Below are 18,340 nucleotides of genomic sequence, written 5' to 3'. Positions count from 1 at the left end.
ACCCACGTTCATAGGCGCACTCTACCCATTTTAAGGGACAAACCACTATTCGGGTACAGCCCACCACTCGAGCACGACCCAGCATTCGGGTACAGCAAAGGCGGGCACCTCCCCCACTCTCGTGGAGGCGGTACCCGCCTCAGCAAAGAACCTTCAGTCCAAAGCTACCGAATCGTAGCTACCTGCTGAACCAATCAGCTACAGCTTAGCTACAACGGTTCGGGTGCTTAGAACACCACTGGTTGTACTCTTCAACATAACGCTGGTGCTCAGCATAAGTGCGGGAATACTTGGTCTCACCGGAATCCAGATTCACAGTCACCCAGTAGAAGTACGGGTTCTTCTCGGGAGCTGCAGCAGCCTTAATCGAAGCCAGCTGCGGGGAACCAATCGGACCCTTAGGAAGACCCTTATTCGCATAAGTATTGTACTTATTGCTCTTATCGGCCTTCTGCTCTTCAGTCAGGTGGTACGAGCGGACACCCAGACCGTAGGTCACGGTCGCATCCGACTGAATCAGACCCGAGGTCTCACCGTCGGGGTTGTTCAGACGGTTCTCAATGATGCCTGCAACCGCCACGTAGTCCTTCGGCTGAGCCTCAAGTTCCACGATAGAGGCAATAGTCAGAACCTCAAAGATCTTCTGATCGCCGCTCACACCGGCTTCCTTCAGGTCAGCCTTGGTCTTATCAACCATGGTCTGAATAACCTTCTTGATGTCGGTATCCTTCGGGAAGCGGTACTCACCCGGGTGCAACCAGCCCTCAATCGACGGGAAGTTGCTCGGCACGCCGTACTGGGTGTAGTTGCTGATCGCGTCCTCAACCTGCTTGCGGGTGAACGCGCCATCGGAGCCAGAAACAATCAGATCGATGGTCTCGCTCACGCGCTTACCCTGAGGAATAGCCAGGTACAGTACGTTGCTGTTCGCCTGAATAATCGTGTTGATAGCGTTCGAGCTGCTCATGTGCTGCTGCAATTCATAGGTGCCAGGCTGCAAGTACTTACCCTTGCTCTCCTTGGCGTACACCTCAAGGAACTTATCAGCATCAGCAATGACGCCAGCATTTTCTAGCTCAGCAGCCACCTGCGCGGTGGACTGGCCGGAACGAATCGTGAAAGTTACGGTCATGCCGTTACCGCCACCCGAGTAGTCACGATTCTTGAACGGGTCGTAGCGAGTAATCAGGGCACCAGAAATGATGACCAGAGCCACGACAAACAGGGAAATTGCGCTCAGGAAAACGGCGCGGCGGCGGCGCTTACGCGCACGCAACGTAGCCACCGACACGATTTCCTGTTCCATCGTAATGCCGGTAATACCCTTACGTTCGTCCTCAGCCGTAGGCCTAAAGAGGTCGAGCCCGCTCTCTTCGGGCTGTTTATTCTGTTCGGTCACTGAAGGTTCTCCGTTTCGTTGACGGCACCAACCGCGGTCCCTTCTGACTCGGACGGTCGGTTTTCTTCGTGGGCCGGATCGCTCACCTTGTACCCGGCTACGGACTGCCCCGCCTTGAGGGCATCCAGGCTGTACTGCAAAATGTTCACAGCCGCCACCTGGTCAACCATAGTCTTGAAATCTCGGCTGGAAACCCCAGCCTCGTGCAGTGCACGGTGAGCGCTCACGGTGGTGAGTCGCTCATCCACCAGCCAAATATTAATATGTGTTTTCTCTTCGGCATCCAGCTCGGAGCGCAGAGCCTGCGCGTACTCCCTAGCCATTTCCGTGGAGGGAGAATCCCCACCACGCATGGTCTTCGGAAGCCCGACGAAAACCTCCACCACCTCGTTCACCTCAATCAGCTTGCGCAAAACACGGCGGTCAGAGTTCTTCTTCGCGTCGCGGCGTAATGTCTTGAGCGGGGTGGCAAGGATGCCGTCGGGGTCGCTGAGGGCGGTGCCGACGCGAGCATTACCCACATCGACGCCCATCCGCACTCCCCGCTGGAATTCTGCCATATTTAGGCCTGAGCCTGTGCGATAGCGTCGCGGACAGCGTCCAGTGCAGCACCAATCTTGGATGCATCCTGGCCACCACCCTGAGCGACGTCGTCCTTACCGCCGCCACCGCCGCCGAGAACACCGGCAGCGACGCGGACCAGAGCGCCAGCCTTCACGCCAGCCTCACGAGCGCCCTCGTTGGTTGCTACCAGGATAACGGGGTGACCATTAGCCACACCCACCACAGCAACAACCGCAGCCTCGGAGCCGAAGCGCGAACGCAGATCCAGAGCCAGCTCACGAACGCCGTTAGCGTCCAGTTCGCCAGCGTCATGCGCCAGAACGCGAACAGAACCGATGGTCTGTGCATTCTCCAGCAGCTTGCCAGCCTCAGCCTGCAGCTTCTCGCGGCGCAGCTGAGCCAGTTCCTTCTCAGCAGCCTTCAGCTTAGCCAGAGTCTGGTTAATCTTCTCCGGCAGATCAGCGGAGGACTGAACCTTCATCAGACCGGTCAGCTGGTTCACCAGGGTACGCTCAGCAGTCAGGTGGTTGAAGGAGTCCAGACCCACCAGAGCCTCAACACGGCGGTTACCGGAGCCAACAGAACCCTCAGTCAGCAGGGTCAGGGAACCAACCTCAGCGGACGAACCAACGTGGGTACCACCGCACAGCTCGCGGGAGAACTCGCCACCGATTTCAACAACACGCACCACGTCGCCGTACTTCTCGCCGAAGAGGCTCATAGCGCCAAGAGCCTTAGCCTCAGCCAGTGGCATCTCACGGGTAATCACCTGGTGGTTATCGCGAATAGCGAGGTTTGCTACCTCTTCAACCTCACGCTTAGCAGACTCGGACAGGCCCTCGCCCCATGCGAAGTCGAAGCGCAGGTAGCCTTCCTTGTTGAAGGAGCCGCGCTGAGTTGCTTCATTACCCAACACCTGGTGCAGAGCTGCGTGAATAATGTGGGTACCGGAGTGTGCCTTCTCACCGTCGCGGCGACGCTGAACGTCAACCTGTGCCACAACCTCAGCACCGGTGTGAACCTCGCCCTCACGTACAACGGCGCGGTGAACACTCAGGCCCTTCACGGGCTGCTGAACGTCCTGAACGTCAATGATGAAGCCGTTGCCGGTAATAACACCGGTATCAGCTGCCTGGCCACCAGCCTCAGCGTAGAACGGAGTCTCATCCAGGACAACCTCAATCTTGTCGCCGGCCTTAGCTGCGGGAACAGATACGCCGTCCACCAGGATTGCACGCAGGTGAGTCTCAGTACGCAGCTCGGTGTAACCGGTGAAGATGGAGCCACGCTCATCCACGAGCTTACGCAGCTCGGACAGGTCAGCGAACGCGCCCTTCTTCGCCTTAGCGTCAGCCTGTGCACGGTGACGCTGCTCAGCCATCAGCTCACGGAAAGCCTTCTCGTCAACCTTCACGCCAGCCTCAGCAGCCATCTCCAGGGTCAGGTCAATCGGGAAGCCGTAGGTGTCGTGCAGAGCAAACGCCTCAGCACCGGAAACAGCGTTGGAGCCGTCCTTCTTAGCGGCAGCAACTGCCTCTTCCAGACGCTCAGTACCGGTCTCAATGGTATGCAGGAACGCCTTCTCCTCAGCGTAGGCAATGCGGGAAATACGCTCGAAGTCATCACCCACGTACGGGAAAGCACCCTTCATAGCCTCGCAAGACGCCGGGAACAGCACGGGCAGGCAAGGCTCAGTCACGCCCAGCAGACGCATCGCACGGATAGCGCGGCGCATCAGACGGCGCAGAATGTAGCCGCGACCCTCATTGGAGGGGGTGACACCGTCAGCAATCAGCATGAGGGAGGAGCGGATGTGGTCAGCCACCACGCGCATACGCACGTCGTCCTCGTAGCCTTCGTCCTCAGGGGACTCAGAGCCGTGGTACTTCTTACCGGACAGTTTGGATGCTGCATCCAAAACCGGGCGAACCTGGTCGGTCTCGTAGAAGTTCTCAACACCCTGCAACAGCATTGCCAGGCGCTCAACACCCAGGCCGGTATCAATGTTCTTCTTCGGCAGCTCACCCAGAATCTCGAAGTCATCCTTGCCGAGGCCCTCGCCACGCTGGTACTGCATAAACACGAGGTTCCAAATCTCAATGTAACGGTCGTCGTCAGCCGCCGGGCCGCCTTCCTTACCATAGGCGGGGCCACGGTCATAGAAAATCTCCGAGTCGGGACCTGCAGGGCCGGGCTGACCAGTGGACCAGTAGTTTTCCTTCATGCCCATACGCTGAATACGCTCAGCGGGGAACCCAACGGTCTTAGTCCAAATCTCGAATGCTTCTTCGTCACCCTCGTAGATGGTGACCCACAAACGCTCGGGGTCCAGGCCAAAACCACCCTGATCCTGAGAGGTAGTCAGCAACTCGTAAGCGAAAGGAATCGCCTTCTCCTTGAAGTAATCACCGAAGGAGAAGTTACCAGCCATCTGGAAGAAGGTACCGTGACGCGCAGTCTTACCGACCTCTTCAATGTCCAGGGTGCGGATGCACTTCTGTACGCTGGTCGCGCGGGAGAACGGAGGGGTCTCACGGCCCAAGAAGTAGGGAATGAACGGCACCATACCGGCAATGGTGAACATAGCGCCGGGCTCGTTCGAAATCAGCGATGCCGAAGGCACCACAGTATGGCCGCGGGAAGCGAAGAAATCGATCCAGCGCTTGGAAATCTCCTGTGAGAGCATCTCGTTCCTTAGAGTAATCTGTGCGAAATTCTAAATTAGTCTACTGACCTATGGTGCCTGCCCGAGAGCAAAATGGCTAATTGAGCCAGTCTCGTACCGTGGTTTACGGGCGAAGACACCACGTTTTAAAACCTAGTTGAAGAAGCCATCACCGAGCTGACGGTCACGCGCAATGCGCTGCTCACGCGCTCGCTTCTGCGCCTCTTCCAAGGAGGCAATCTCAGCCTCCACCTCAATAAGTTCACGCTCAGCCAGGCGGCGGTTCGTGGACTCAATCTCAGTCGAGCTCATCTTGCGCTCCCAGGTATCCAGGGAGCCAGGACGCAGATCCTGCTTCTGGCGCTCCACCTTAGCGTTGAGCTCCATCTCCTTTTCCTGCATGCCCTCACGCACGCGGGCGGCGAACTCAACAGCACGCAACGCATACGGCTGCAGGGGCTTGCCAATCGGCGAATCGAAGAACTTTCCCATCTGAGACTCCGGGTTGAGGGCCAGTTCACCGTGCTCACGCATGAGCAGGGCGCTGCCGGGGGTACGCTGAGCAGGTTCGGAGGCGGTGGCACGCTTGGAAGCAAAGTAACCAACCGCCGCGCCGGCGCCAAGCAGAAGAGCTGAACGAAGCAGACCCATTAGTTCTCACCACCTGCAGAGTAAGAGGACTGTGCCGAACCATACTGACCGCCAGCGTTGTTGTTGCCGGTGCCGTGTGCGTCGCCGGGCTTACCTCCGCGGAACGCCTGACGCACACCGTAGGAGAAGGACGCAACCTTAATCAGCGGCTGACCCACAGTCGAGGTCACCAGCGAGGACAGCGCAGAAACATTCGCAGACGCATCTGAAACGTTCGAGGTGATGTCGTCAACCTTCTCCAGCTGCTCATTGGTGGTTACCACAGTGCGGGTCACCTCTTCAATGAGGGGGCCGGTGCTCTGGTTCAGCGAACGAATCGTCACGATAAGCTCATCAAATACTTTAGTCAGGCGAATAATGGGTAGCGCAAGAAGAGCCACCAGAATCGCAAAAACTCCTGCTGCAATCAGGCCCGCAATATCTCCGCCGGTCATCTATAACCCCATTCCGCTCAATGCATGATGCTTATCAAATAGTCGTACAGGACCGCATGCCACCGTGGCATGCAGCCGGATTGTGCGTACAGTTCAGGACTGTACACACAGTTCAATCCCTTATTTTAGTCGAAAAATCCTTCAAGCGCCCCCTAAACTCTCATGAAACTCCCAGCGACGGAAGATTCACAGGTTCAGTGGCGCCACTGCTCTCTGGTGTATATACCCAAAAACCCGCGCGTTAAACGGGAACAACCCGCCCCCCACCGAACGGTGCAGGACGGGTTGCTTCTCGAAAATCGAGATTATGCCAGACGCGAGTAGTACTCAACGACCAGCTGCTCGTCGCAGATCACGGGGATCTCTTCGCGCTTGGGCTTACGCTCAAGCTTTGCGTGCAGCTTCTCAATCTCAACGTTCAGGTACGCGGGAACCTCGGGCAGAACTGCCTGGTTCTCACCTGCAGCCGCAGCCTGGAAGGGGGTGGTCTTCTCAGCCTTGGGGTGAACGTGGATCAACTGGCCGGGCTTAACCTGGAACGAGGGGCGGTCCACGCGAACGCCGTCAACCATGATGTGACGGTGAACAACCATCTGACGCGCCTGTGCAATGGTGCGGGCGAAGCCTGCACGCAGAACCAGAGCGTCGAGGCGGGTCTCGAGCAGCTCGACCATGTTCTTACCGGTCTGGCCCTCAATACGCTTTGCCTCGAGGTATGCGCGGCGCATCTGTGCCTCGCGAATGTTGTACTGAGCGCGCAGACGCTGCTTTTCCTTCAGCTGGGTAGCGTAGTTGGAGTCAGCCTTCTTGCGGGCACGGCCGTGCTGGCCGGGGCCGTAAGGACGACGCTCGAGGTACTTTTCTGCCTTCGGGGTCAGTGCAATGCCCAGGGCACGGGACTGACGCACGGTACGGCGGGGGCGGTTGTGGTTTGCCACAGTTCGTATTCCTTTTCTTTAGCGGTTGGCACGGCTCATAACGCATATACGGTGATGTGCTGAGCATTTCCCATGGGTGTGGGTGTGCCATTGTTCTGGTGGTCTGGCCTCCGGTAGGCCGCCCACGGTTTGGGCGGTGGAGAGTAGAGAGCAGCCGCACTCTCGGTACTATGAGCTACCCGATGATCAGTTTCTACCCCGTTACCGGGACGGACGCTGCGTTTTGGGTAGTCTGCCAGCCACCTTTCTAGTGTAGCCACTCAAGGTAGGTCAGGGAGGAGGAACTGACTATGATATTAAACATAGCGTCTACTGTATGCTCAACAAGCTTTTTCTGGTTTACAAATATAAGAAGTCGGCTCTAAGGGAAAAAAATCTCCTAGAGCCGACTTACTCTCATATAGGTGGAACCTTAAATTTCTTAGATGCCGTAGCCGTAGTTATCGTAAACGCTGGTATTGTTAGCAGTGTTGGTGTCTACAGCAGTGTTAGGGATGTAGTCGGTGGTAACCACAATCTTGTTACGCTTGGAGTGGTTCAAGTAGTGGCCATGAGCCCAGTCAAGACGAATCTGCTCGCCGGGACCCAGCTCACCGCGGAGGGTTACCATAAAGGTGTGGGAGTTGACACGAGCAATCTTGATCTTGGTTGACATGGGAGTAGTGAGGGTTAAGAGGTGTTCCGGACGGGGGCACCGCTCATATCCTCGACGGTTACGTAGAAACGAGTTCCGCTGGGCAGGTTGCCTGAGGCGGAGCCTGCATTCCCTAGATAGAGCTGGCCGATGGTGGCTAGGCCGGGAACCGGAGCGAAAGAACTTACGTTGGTGTAGGCATTAACAGAGGTAGGTGCGGTAGCTGCCTCTGCAGGAGTCAGGGCTGCACCGCCCAGGGCTAGAGCGCCTACAAGGGTTGCAGTCAGGGTCTTTTTCATCATAAGTACATCATCCAATCTCTAAAGATGCGAAAGCGTGAGCAATATGTCGAGGAGGGGCCGACTACTAGGTCTCAACCAATCAGTGGCACACCTAAGATTTTAGCAAGCTAAAGGCTGACTATGTATTCGGTTTTTACTCCCTTTTATAGGGGGCAAAAACACTCCATTTGCGCCTTATCAGCCCCCATGCGGGGCTTTTAGAGGATATCACAGAGCGGGGGAGGGATATGTAACCCCTCCCCCGCTTAACCCTTTCCCTATGAGTCTAACTATAGACACAAAGAGTTGGATTTACCTTTGATCTTACCAGATACCATCGGCATACATGAGCTGGTAGCCAAGCTGGGTGTCCTGGCCACGAGTGAGTCCAACCAGCTGGGCGTTGAAGAAGGTCACAGCATTGGAGGTGGAACCATTGAAGCCGGTACCGGCAGCGCCTGCAGAGGTGGTCTTCTGGAAGGCACCAATCTCGTTGGAGTAGACGTAGCCGCTACCGGTGTAGGTAACAGCCTTGGTGTCACCGCTGGTGTCGTGAGCCCAACCAGAGAACTGGATGGTGGCACCGGCGAAACGCTTTTTGCTGTTGTTCCAGTTGTCTACACTCTTGGTGTAGGCGTTCAGCAGGCAGGCCTCGTCAACAGAGGAGCCAACGGAAGAACGGACCTCATCGAAGCTGGGGGGCAGGAAGCCAACGGGGCGAACACCAATGGCAGTGTAGATTGCGCCAGAGCCAATAACGGTACCATCACGCCAGTGGGAGTTAACGAAGTCAACAGCGTCGCCCTTGGTGGCTGCAGTGTTGGGCTTGATGGCGAAGAGCCACTTGAGATGGTTACCCTCGGCAACACCGGTCTCTTCACCGAACTCGCCAGCACCCAGGTTGTTGTAGCGGCCGTCAGCAGAGTAGACGTCGATGTAGGAAGAGGCATGGGAGACATCGCGCTGGTTAGGAGCATTGGGATCATCCACGTTGACAGCTGCGGGAGAATCGTCAGCTACACCGGTGCTGGTGTTCCATTTGTTGTTGGCAGGCCATTCAGCAGGCATCTGGGCGGAACGGATCTTGCCGCCGCCGAAGAGCTTGTTGATAGCGGGAGAGGTGGCAACGTTACGCTGAGCGAACTCGAAGCCGAAGGGCAGCTGAGGAACGTCCAGAACACCACCGTTGGTTACCTGCACACGCAGGTTGGAGGTTCCTAGGGCACCGTTGGAGCTAGCGTTATTGTTGTACCAGAAACGAATGGTGGTGTTCTGCAGGTTGGGCAGAGCGGCCAGACGCCTCTGGAAGACAGCCTCTACCTGTGCGTCGATGTCAGCGGGGCAGGGAGAAGAAGCCGCGTAAACGGGAACCGACGCAGACGCAACAACCACAGGAGCTGCCCAGGCAACACCCTTTGCTAGGGTGCGTCGGGAAAAACCGTGAGTCATGTGTAACTTTTCCTTAAAGTATTTAGGGAGAAATAAGATGTGCAAATACCACAAAGCTCTATGAAAACACAATGCTCTCACAGATGTACTTACAACTCCATTATAGACCCGTAAGCTAGAAAAGCAGACGTAATCGCCCAAGTTTCTTTCGTATTCTGTTAATCACAGAGCGTCTGGCTTCCTCTCTTTTCTTTGCAGATTTTCACTAGGCGGGCTCGCGTAGGCAGGCTATTTTTTTCAGACGCTCCCCTATCTGTCCCTCAGCCCCAAAAACTGTGGGAGTATAGTAGACCTTCCCCACCAGAGCCTCAGGGGCATATTGTTGGCGGGCCACCCCGTTCTTCTGATCGTGAGGGTAGACATAGCCCTTACCATGCCCCAGTGCAGTAGCCCCCGGGTAGTGACCATCGCGCAGATGAACCGGAACCGGCCCTGCCAAGCCCGCACGGACGTCCGCCAACGCCCCATCGATAGCCCGGTACACGGCATTCGACTTAGGGGCAGACGCTAGATGAATCGTCGCCTGCGCCAAATTCAACCGAGCCTCCGGCAGCCCCACCAGCTGAACAGCCTGAGCAGCATTCACCGCAGCAGTCAGGGCCGTGGGGTCAGCCATACCGATATCCTCACTGGCATGAACAATCAGGCGGCGGGCAATAAACCGGGGGTCCTCCCCCGCCTCAATCATGCGCGCTAGATAGTGTAGGGCAGCATCCACGTCTGAGCCACGAATCGACTTAATAAAGGCACTGGTGACGTCGTAGTGCTGATCGCCCTGCTTATCATAGTGCACCACCGACCGATTGACCGCCAAGCTCGCGTGCTCTGCCGTCACCGGCAGGGGCTGCTTGACCGAATACTCAACCCCGGCGTCCTCAGCCTCACTAAACGCAATCGCAACCGCCGCCTCCAGCGAGGTTAGGGAGCGGCGAGCATCGCCTCCAGAAACTGCCGCGAGGTGGGCGCGCGCATCCGCATCAATGACCGCCGCGCCGCCAAAACCGCGCGGGTCAGCCAACGCACGGTCAATCAGGTGCTCAATATCGGACTGCTCCAGCGAATGAACCCGCAACAGCAGCGAGCGCGAAAGCAGCGGCGAAATAATGCTGAACGACGGGTTCTCCGTCGTAGCCGCCACCAGAATCACCCAGCGGTTCTCCACGCCGGGTAGGAGCGCATCCTGCTGAGCCTTCGTGAAACGGTGAATCTCATCGAGGAAGAGTACGGTAGTCGTGCCGTACATATCGCGGTCGAGCAGCGCCTGATCCATGACCGCGCGAACATCCTTCACGCCCGCGGTAATCGCCGAAAGCTCCACGAACTTACGACCCGGCGCGCGCGCAATCACATGCGCCAGGGTGGTCTTGCCCGTACCCGGAGGGCCGTATAGAATCACCGAAGACGGGCCAGCCGGTCCGGCGTTCTCCCCCGCCAATACGCGCAAAGGCGCACCCGGAGTCAGCAGATGATCCTGGCCGAGAACCTCATCAATAGTGCGCGGACGCATACGCACCGCCAACGGTGCACGAGACGCCGAACGGGAAGAGTGCGCACGCGACGCAGAGGCACGCGAGGAGGGCTCCTCAGCGGGCGCGCCAATCAGGCTCACGCGGTCCCCGTCATCGGGCAATTCAAGATCAAAGAGGGAATCAGCCATAGTCTTACTCTATCGTTTTGCAGGCTTGAGGTGGGCGCGGGGTGCGGATTTAGCTCGCGGCGTGACGCCATACGGGTTTTCGATGGGGTTTCGATAGGTTAGTGTCTTCGCCGTGGGTTTTACACCCCGGGGCAATCCACTAACCTATCGAAAGCGCCGGCCTAGAGGGTCTCACTATCTAGGATCAGGGTTACCGGACCGTCATTGACCAGCTCCACCTGCATGTCCGCACCGAATACGCCGGTCTCCACGTGCAGGCCATGCTCACGCAACGCCTGAACATAATCGTTGAACAGCGGCTCACTCACCGCGCCGGGCGCAGCAGCAGACCAGGAGGGGCGGCGGCCCTTCTTCGCATCCCCGTACAGGGTGAACTGGCTGACCGCCAGCACGGGTGCACCCTCATCGAGCAGTGACTTTTCTCCCTCCAGCAGGCGCAGGTTCGCGGTCTTATCGGCAAGCTTCGCAATCTGCGCCGCACCGTCACCGTGCGTGATGCCGACCAGAATCAGGTAGCCGGGCTGCTCAATCGCGCCGACCGTCTCACCGTTCACGCGCACCACCGCGCGGGTCACACGCTGAATAACAGCTCGCATCGTTCACCTTTCAACTGGGTTCATCTTTCAACTTGGAGCCGGCCTTCACCGGGCTCATACATCTCACTCAACACCGCTCTCGGCGGCTGGTTTAGGGCAGCCGCCTCAGAGCACGCCGCGCAGCTGCACGGCACGCAAAAACTGGTTCGCCGCCCGCGGGGTACGAAACTCAATAAAACGCTTCTGCAGATGCTGCCCGCGAGCCTCCGCCAGCAACTCACCGACGTGCGGGTAGCTCCTCCACGTGTACCGAATCATGTTGTCCGGGTCACGCAGAATATTCTTCAATGGCGGCTCCACATTATCAGCCCACAGCCTCTGACCCGTCACCGCACGGCGCACCGTCCGGCGAACCACACGCCACATGACTACCGCACGGCTATAGCGCAAGTAAATCACCACATCCGCACGCTCCAGCAGGCGGCCACGCACCTGCGGATACTGCCACTCCGTAATCCACGCAGGCCGATCAATGAGCGCCTGAACATCCGCCTCAAAACTAGGGCGCGGAGTCCAGTTCGGACCCCAATGCAACGAGTCCATCTCCGTATGCGGAATGTCCAGGAGGCGCCCTAACCGCGCCGCGAACGTCGTCTTACCGCTACCGCTCGGGCCGGCAACCAGAATACGCATGCTCCCCTCCCCCTTTACTTAGTACACAGATCGGCACGCACGCCAGTTGAGACAAAGGGCGGGCTGTGACCCTGCACAGGCAGAATACACAGCCCACCCTCAACGGCGACCCCGGCACAACTCAACGCCCGCCGGGTCCACGCCGCACAGGCCCACACCCCTACGGGGCGCATGACCAAAGACTAGAGAAGACTAACTACTCTTCGTCCTTCTTCTTCGGCTTGAAATCAACGCCAGCTTCCTTACGCTGCTCCGGAGTAATCGGTGCAGGAGCCGCAGTCAGCGGATCGTAACCATTACCGGTCTTCGGGAACGCAATAACCTCGCGGATCGAATCAACGCCAGCCAGCAGAGACACAATACGGTCCCAACCGAACGCAATACCACCCATGGGCGGTGCGCCGTACTTGAACGCATCCAGCAGGAAGCCGAACTTCTCCTGAGCCTCTTTCTCACCAATGCCCATCACAGCGAACACGCGTTCCTGCACGTCACGGCGGTGAATACGGATCGAACCGCCACCAATCTCGTTACCGTTGCAGACAATGTCGTAAGCGTACGCCAGAGCCGAACCCGGGTCGGTGTCGAAAGTATCCATGAACTCGGGCTTCGGGGAGGTGAACGCGTGGTGCACAGCAGTCCACGCGGAGTGGCCCAGAGCCACGTCACCGGACTCAGTAGCGTCAGCAGAAGACTCGAACATGGGAGCGTCAACAACCCACACGAAGGACCACTCGCCGTCCTTAATCAGGCCGGTACGGTGACCAATCTCAACACGCGCAGCACCCAGCAGTGCGCGGGAAGCCTTAGCCTCCCCAGCAGCGAAGAAGATGCAGTCGCCGGGCTTCGCGCCGGTAGCCTCAGCCAGGCCAGCACGCTCAGCATCAGTAATGTTCTTAGCAACCGGACCGGTCAGCTCGCCATCCTCCTGAATGAGGACATAAGCCAGGCCCTTAGCACCACGCTGCTTAGCCCATTCCTGCCAAGCGTCCAAAGTACGGCGAGGCTGAGAAGCACCACCGGGCATGACCACAGCACCCACGTAAGGAGCCTTGAACACGCGGAATGTGGTGTCCTTGAAGTACTCGGTCAGCTCAGTCAGCTCCAGACCAAAACGCAGGTCAGGCTTATCCGAACCGTACTTCTCCATCGCATCCTTGTAGGTCATGCGCTGAATCGGGCGGGGAACCTTCACATCAATCAGGTTCCACACAGCCTCAACGATGCGTTCGCCCAGGTCAATGATGTCTTCCTGATCAACGAACGAAGCCTCAATGTCCAGCTGAGTGAACTCAGGCTGACGGTCCGCACGGAAATCCTCGTCACGGTAGCAGCGAGCAATCTGGTAGTACTTCTCAATACCGCCCACCTGCAGCAGCTGCTTGAACAGCTGCGGGGACTGCGGCAGCGCGTACCAAGAACCCGGAGCCAGACGAGCCGGCACCAGGAAGTCACGCGCACCCTCAGGGGTGGAACGGGTCAGGGTCGGGGTCTCAACCTCAATGTAGCCGTCCTCGGCCAGCAGGTTGCGTGCCGCACGGTTCGCGTCCGAACGCAGACGCATAATGCGGGCCGGCTCCGGGCGGCGAAGATCCAGGTAGCGGTAGCGCAGGCGCGCCTCCTCACCCACCTCAACGTGCTCGTCAATCTGGAAAGGCAGCGGAGCGGCAGTGTTCAGCACCTCAACAGTGGACACTTCAACCTCAATCTCGCCAGTCGCCAGGTTCGGGTTCTCGTTACCCTCCGGGCGCTTAGAAACCTGGCCGGTCACGCGCAGAACGTACTCATTACGCAGGTGCTCAAAGTCAGCCTCATTGTGGAAAACGCACTGGGTGACGCCCTCGCGGTCACGCAGGTCAACGAAGGCGACACCACCGTGGTCGCGGCGGCGAGCCACCCAACCGGTCAGGGTAACAGTCTCTCCAATATTTGCGGCGGTCAGCTCGCCGTTGGTGTGAGTGCGAAGCACAGACATTCCTTTCATAGCGCGCACCTCACGACTATAGACAGTAGCCGGGTACACGCGGTTGATGATATGCGCACACTGCGTGCGCCTCATATATTGTATCCCCTCTAGGCAGGTCGAGGGCAGAAAATGGGGTGAGGAGGCAGGACGCGGGTTTGTACCATAGGTTAGTATCTTTTGTCGTAGTTAAAAACCATGGCAGAAGACACTAACCTATGGTCGAAATTTGTAGCGTTAGCCTTACCGTATGAGCAGTCCCCGAAGATGGGCAATAAATTCCCGCTCTTTCTGAAAAATATCAGCTCAGGTTAGATGCACGATTCTCCAGCCGGCGCGGGTTAGAGCGCGGTCACGGGCAGCCTCGTAGCGGTCCCTGCCGGGGTGGTCCACGTATTTCTGTTCACCGTCGAACTCGAGAATCACCCGCGCCTCGGGCCAGGCGAAGTCCACCCGATAGTTACGCCCCTCGCACGAAATCGGGTACTGCGTCATGGGGGTAGGTAACTCATGTTCCATGAGTAGGCACCGGGTGAGGCTTTCACCAGCCGACTCGCTGGATGCATCCACCGCCTGTGCCAGGAGGGGCCCTGCGGAACCGCCATAGCCGGTGAGATTCAGCAGAGTCTCGATAACTTCGTGGGGTTCCATTAGTCCCCGCCGCATGATGGAGTCGGCGAGGACTACCGCCTCCCGAAAGGGCATAGTGCGAGCGCAATCCTGCAGTGTACGAGCCACCGTTGTCGCCATGACGTGTGTACCGGGTATTGCGGTCACTGCATTAGGGTCAAAACCTCGCCTATGCCTGCAGATGCGCCCTCTATCGGATGGGCTAGTGGCGGTACTGTACACATGCACGATTGAAGGCACGTTGAGTACATCTAGCCCCCAGAGTGCAGCTGCTGATGTGTGTGAGAAAACCCCCTGAAGACCCATGAGGTAGGCGGCAATGCACCGTACCGCGAGCCGCTCATCGGGAGTGAGCACCTGAGCATCGCGGGTGTAAATATAGGCTCCTCGCTGAATACGTTGCAATGTTCCTGCCGCTATCATCGCACGGATATGCCGGGCTCCAATGCCTCGTGAGTTAAGGATGCGAGGGGTGAGCACGAGAGGGTACAGCTCGGCTGCACGTGTGATTGGGCCTTGCACGGCTGGGGTTTGGGGATTCAGGATATTTACGGTATTCATGGCTTTATCCTGACAGTCTCTGCGAAGTCGTGGAGTCTATTCGTGAAATCTGTGGATAACTTCGCTGTTTTTAGGGAAATATCCACTATCCACAGGTTTAGGTTGTATCTCAGAATTTTTGTGCCATGGGTTAGTGTCTTCTGTCGTAGGTAAAAACCATGGCAGAAGACACTAACCCATGGCACAAATCTGCACAGTACAAATCCACACAGCGCAACAAAAACCCGCCCGGCAAGGAAGTCAATCCTCCACACCAGGCGGGTACATATCCAGGCTTAGAGTAGTCAGATACTACAGTGGCCAAACCCCACAGGGTATGACGGGCCCCTACTATTTACCTACTATTTACAGGCCCTCAGCACGTACAATCTGAACGTGCAGATCCTCAGCCGGCGGCATCCACGAAGCCGGATCAGCAGCAACCTGCTCACCCGAACGGATATCCTTCACCTCGTGAACCGGGGCACCCGACTCATCCGAGGAAATGAACCACACGAACGGAATGCCGCGCTTCTCAGCGTACTTAATCTGCTTACCGAACTTCGCCGCATTCGCAGACACCTCGCAGGCAATACCGCGGGCACGCAGCGCATCCGCAACATCATTCGCAGCAGACCAGCCCTCATCATTCGTCAGGGCAACAAACACAGCCGAAGGCACCTTACGGCTCGCCTGCGCAAAACCCTGCGACAGAATACGAGCCACCACACGAGTCACACCAATCGACAGGCCAACACCCGGGTACGTCTTCTTACCATTCGACGCCAGCGACTCATAACGGCCACCCGAGCAGATCGAACCCAGCGACTCGTGACCAACCAGCACAGTCTCATACACGGTGCCAGTGTAGTAGTCCAGGCCACGAGCAATCGACAGGTCAGCCAGCACCTTACCCGGCGCACGGCGAGACGCCTCCTCAATGACCTCAGCCAGCTCAGCAAGACCCTGATCCAGCAGCTCATGCTCCACCGAATACTTAGCGGCAAGCGCACGCACCTGCTCCACAAAAGAAGCATCCTCAGTGCGGATCTGCGCCAGCTCCAAGGCGGCAGCGGCAGCATCCGCGCTCGCACCAGCCTCAGCCTGCAGCTCCTCAGCCACGCGCTCAACACCGATCTTCTCCAGCTTGTCAATAGAACGCAGAACAGCCGCAGTATCAGTCAAACCCAGACCCAGGTAGAAACCCTCAGCCAGCTTGCGGTTATTCACACGCAGCTTGAACTCAGGAATCGGCAGCTTCGACAGCGCATCAACAACAACCAACGCCAGGGTCACGTCGTAACGGAACGGCAGCTCGCCGTCACCAACCACGTCAATATCAGCCTGAGTGAACTCGCGGGCACGACCCTCCTGCGGACGCTCACCACGCCACACCTTCTGAATCTGGTAACGCGAGAACGGGAAATTCAGGTAACCGGCGTTCTCCACCACGTAACGGGCAAACGGCACGGTCAGGTCAAAGTGCAGAGCCAGCTTTTCCTTAGCCTTAGCAGCCTCATCCTCCTGCAGGCGAGAAATTGCGTAAACTTCCTTGTCAATCTCACCCTTGCGCAGCAGCTGCTCAATAGTCTCTACCGAACGAGTCTCAATCGGGGAGAAACCGTGCAACTCAAAAGTCTCACGCAAAGTGTCCAGAACATGATTCTCAACCAACCGCTCAGCCGGAAGGTACTCGGGAAAACCAGACAGCGAAGCCTTGCGAGCCATACGCGATACTCCTTGACAAAGAACTCGACAACAAAACCCCCGGAACACCTCCGGGCATATCTACCCATCATACCAACACCCACCCCAGCACAGCACCCACTCCCCCAGCACAACCCGCACAAACCCGCGGCTAGCAGGTTCGCCCACAACACAACACGACCAGACACTACTCACACACACCCCACAGAGGCTATGCTTAGGAGGTGCACACGCACACCCAAACGGGTGCCCACCACTGGGAACAGCGCATAGGCGCCCCACCCCCAGCACCCCCGAGTGAAAGAGTTATAGCGGTGACTACCAAACCCGACGACACTGTAAACCTCGAAAAGGCACGCCAGTACGGCCGCGTCTCCGAGGACGGCCACGTCTTCGTCATTGTCGACGGCGAAGAATACGCAGTAGGCCAGCTGCCCGGCGCCTCCGAAGAAGAAGCACTCAGCTACTTCGCCCGCAAATTTGAAAATGTCGAGGCGCAGGTTTCCCTGCTCGAATCCCGCCTCGCCAACAACGCCCCTGCCGCAGACCTGCAGAAGGGCATCACCTCCATCGGCGCACAAATCGGTGTGCGCAACATGGTCGGCGACTACACCGGCCTGCAGAAGCGCCTCATCTCCCTCGCAGAGCAGATCACTGAACTCGGCGAAAAGCAGCAGCAGGCACGCAGCGAAAACCGTGAACGCGCCCTCGCCGTCCGTGAAGAAATCGTCGCCGAAGCCGAACAGATTGCCGGCCAGGACCCTGACCAGATTCACTGGAAGAACTCCCACTCCCGCATGAACGAACTGTTCGAAGCGTGGAAGAAGGCACAGCGCGAAATTCACCTGGCAAAGAGCGTAGAGGACGAGCTGTGGAAGCGTTTCCGTGCAGCTCGCACCACCTTCGACCGCAACCGCCGCGCGCACTTCTCGCAGCTGGACGACCGCAACGCACGCATCAAGCGTGCCAAGGAAGAGCTGATTGCTCGTGCGGAAGAGCTGTCCACCTCCACTGACTGGTCTGATACTTCCCGCGCATACGGAGATCTGATGCGCGCCTGGAAGCAGGTACCCCGCGGCCACCGTCGCGAAGACGACAAGCTGTGGGCACGCTTCCGCGCGGCACAGGACGTGTTCTTCAACGCCCGGAACGAAGCCGAAGCAGCGCAGGACGCAGTCTACGCCGAAAACCTCAAGGTCAAGGAAGCACTGCTCGAAGAAGCACGCGCACTCCTGCCTGTCGAAGACATTGAGGCTGCAAAGGCAGCCTTCGAAAAGATCCTGGACCGCTGGGATGCGGCAGGCCGTGTGCCCCGCAACGACCTACGCCGTATCGACGGCGAACTGCGCCGTATTCAGGACGAAATCAACGGCGCCGAAGAAGCAAAGTGGAAGCGCAACGACCCCGCCAAGGCAGCCCGGGCGAACTCCCTGCTCGCACAGATTGAGGACTCCCTCGCCGAACTGGAGGCAGAGCTCGCCGCAGCTGAGAAGGGCGGCGACTCCAAGAAGATCGCCAAGGCTAAGGAAGCTCTGGAGGCGCGCCGCGCCTGGGCAGCAACCCTACAGGGCTTCGGCAACTAGGGTCTAGCCGGAGTTC

16 protein-coding genes are annotated in these 18,340 nt (G+C 58.0%); 1 reads left to right on the top strand and 15 read right to left on the bottom strand.

What is annotated here, in order from left to right; all coding sequences use genetic code 11:
- Window positions 1-205: 205 nt before the first annotated feature.
- The 15 genes from mltG to hisS all read right to left on the bottom strand — a co-directional run bounded on the left by mltG (window position 206) and on the right by hisS (window position 16,762).
- Window positions 206-1,399 carry an endolytic transglycosylase MltG gene (gene mltG / locus QFX07_RS04170; protein WP_279754093.1) on the bottom strand — a complete coding sequence of 398 codons (1,194 nt, stop codon included), beginning with the start codon at window positions 1,397-1,399 and terminating at the stop codon, window positions 206-208.
- The gene (ruvX, locus tag QFX07_RS04165; RefSeq protein ID WP_005505922.1) at window positions 1,396-1,959 is read right to left on the bottom strand and encodes a Holliday junction resolvase RuvX; all 564 of its coding nucleotides are present in this window, start codon (window positions 1,957-1,959) and stop codon (window positions 1,396-1,398) included. Before ruvX ends, mltG begins: the two co-directional genes overlap by 4 nt.
- Before the next feature lie 2 nt (window positions 1,960-1,961).
- Window positions 1,962-4,649 carry an alanine--tRNA ligase gene (alaS, locus tag QFX07_RS04160; RefSeq protein ID WP_279754094.1) on the bottom strand — a complete coding sequence of 896 codons (2,688 nt, stop codon included), beginning with the start codon at window positions 4,647-4,649 and terminating at the stop codon, window positions 1,962-1,964.
- A 132-nt stretch (window positions 4,650-4,781) separates the two neighbouring features.
- Window positions 4,782-5,279, bottom strand: a complete 498-nt coding sequence (locus QFX07_RS04155; protein WP_279740012.1) for a peptide chain release factor 4 — start codon at window positions 5,277-5,279, stop codon at window positions 4,782-4,784.
- Entirely contained in the window at window positions 5,279-5,713 is a 435-nt protein-coding gene (locus QFX07_RS04150) for a DUF948 domain-containing protein (RefSeq protein ID WP_279740013.1), read from the bottom strand. The genes QFX07_RS04155 and QFX07_RS04150 overlap by 1 nt, the downstream gene beginning before the upstream one ends.
- A gap of 305 nt (window positions 5,714-6,018) precedes the next feature.
- Window positions 6,019-6,651: a 30S ribosomal protein S4 gene (gene rpsD, locus QFX07_RS04145; protein ID WP_279740015.1), complete on the bottom strand. Its 633-nt coding sequence runs from the start codon at window positions 6,649-6,651 to the stop codon at window positions 6,019-6,021.
- Between the two features lie 421 nt (window positions 6,652-7,072).
- A complete protein-coding gene (locus QFX07_RS04140; protein ID WP_459741315.1) occupies window positions 7,073-7,306 on the bottom strand; it encodes a hypothetical protein in 234 nt (77 codons plus the stop codon).
- Between the two features lie 14 nt (window positions 7,307-7,320).
- On the bottom strand, window positions 7,321-7,587 hold the full coding sequence (locus tag QFX07_RS04135) for a hypothetical protein (protein ID WP_459741314.1): 267 nt from the start codon (window positions 7,585-7,587) through the stop codon (window positions 7,321-7,323).
- A gap of 303 nt (window positions 7,588-7,890) precedes the next feature.
- The gene (locus QFX07_RS04130; RefSeq protein WP_279754096.1) at window positions 7,891-9,015 is read right to left on the bottom strand and encodes a hypothetical protein; all 1,125 of its coding nucleotides are present in this window, start codon (window positions 9,013-9,015) and stop codon (window positions 7,891-7,893) included.
- Between the two features lie 205 nt (window positions 9,016-9,220).
- Complete coding sequence (locus QFX07_RS04125) at window positions 9,221-10,672, bottom strand: replication-associated recombination protein A (RefSeq protein WP_279740020.1); 1,452 nt, start codon at window positions 10,670-10,672, stop codon at window positions 9,221-9,223.
- A gap of 161 nt (window positions 10,673-10,833) precedes the next feature.
- A complete protein-coding gene (dtd, locus tag QFX07_RS04120) occupies window positions 10,834-11,268 on the bottom strand; it encodes a D-aminoacyl-tRNA deacylase (RefSeq protein ID WP_279740022.1) in 435 nt (144 codons plus the stop codon).
- 105 nt (window positions 11,269-11,373) lie between these two features.
- Window positions 11,374-11,901 carry a P-loop NTPase family protein gene (locus tag QFX07_RS04115; RefSeq protein ID WP_279754097.1) on the bottom strand — a complete coding sequence of 176 codons (528 nt, stop codon included), beginning with the start codon at window positions 11,899-11,901 and terminating at the stop codon, window positions 11,374-11,376.
- Window positions 11,902-12,097: 196 nt separating this feature from the next.
- Window positions 12,098-13,870: an aspartate--tRNA ligase gene (gene aspS, locus QFX07_RS04110; protein ID WP_279754098.1), complete on the bottom strand. Its 1,773-nt coding sequence runs from the start codon at window positions 13,868-13,870 to the stop codon at window positions 12,098-12,100.
- Between the two features lie 300 nt (window positions 13,871-14,170).
- Window positions 14,171-14,515, bottom strand: coding sequence for an endonuclease domain-containing protein (locus tag QFX07_RS04105; RefSeq protein WP_279754099.1), 345 nt, complete (start codon window positions 14,513-14,515; stop codon window positions 14,171-14,173).
- Between the two features lie 885 nt (window positions 14,516-15,400).
- A complete protein-coding gene (hisS, locus tag QFX07_RS04100; RefSeq protein WP_279740030.1) occupies window positions 15,401-16,762 on the bottom strand; it encodes a histidine--tRNA ligase in 1,362 nt (453 codons plus the stop codon).
- Between the two features lie 293 nt (window positions 16,763-17,055).
- On the opposite strand from hisS, the gene QFX07_RS04095 reads away from it, so the two are divergent.
- Window positions 17,056-18,324 (top strand): DUF349 domain-containing protein, encoded by a 1,269-nt coding sequence (locus QFX07_RS04095; protein WP_279754100.1) that lies wholly within the window; start codon window positions 17,056-17,058, stop codon window positions 18,322-18,324.
- The last annotated feature ends 16 nt before the right edge of the window (window positions 18,325-18,340 follow it).

Source organism: Rothia similimucilaginosa (genome assembly GCF_029850985.2).
In the GTDB taxonomy this organism is placed as follows: Bacteria; Actinomycetota; Actinomycetes; order Actinomycetales; family Micrococcaceae; genus Rothia.
The sequence above is the reverse complement of the archived record's forward strand: the minus strand, read 5'-3'. Positions and strand labels throughout refer to the sequence as shown.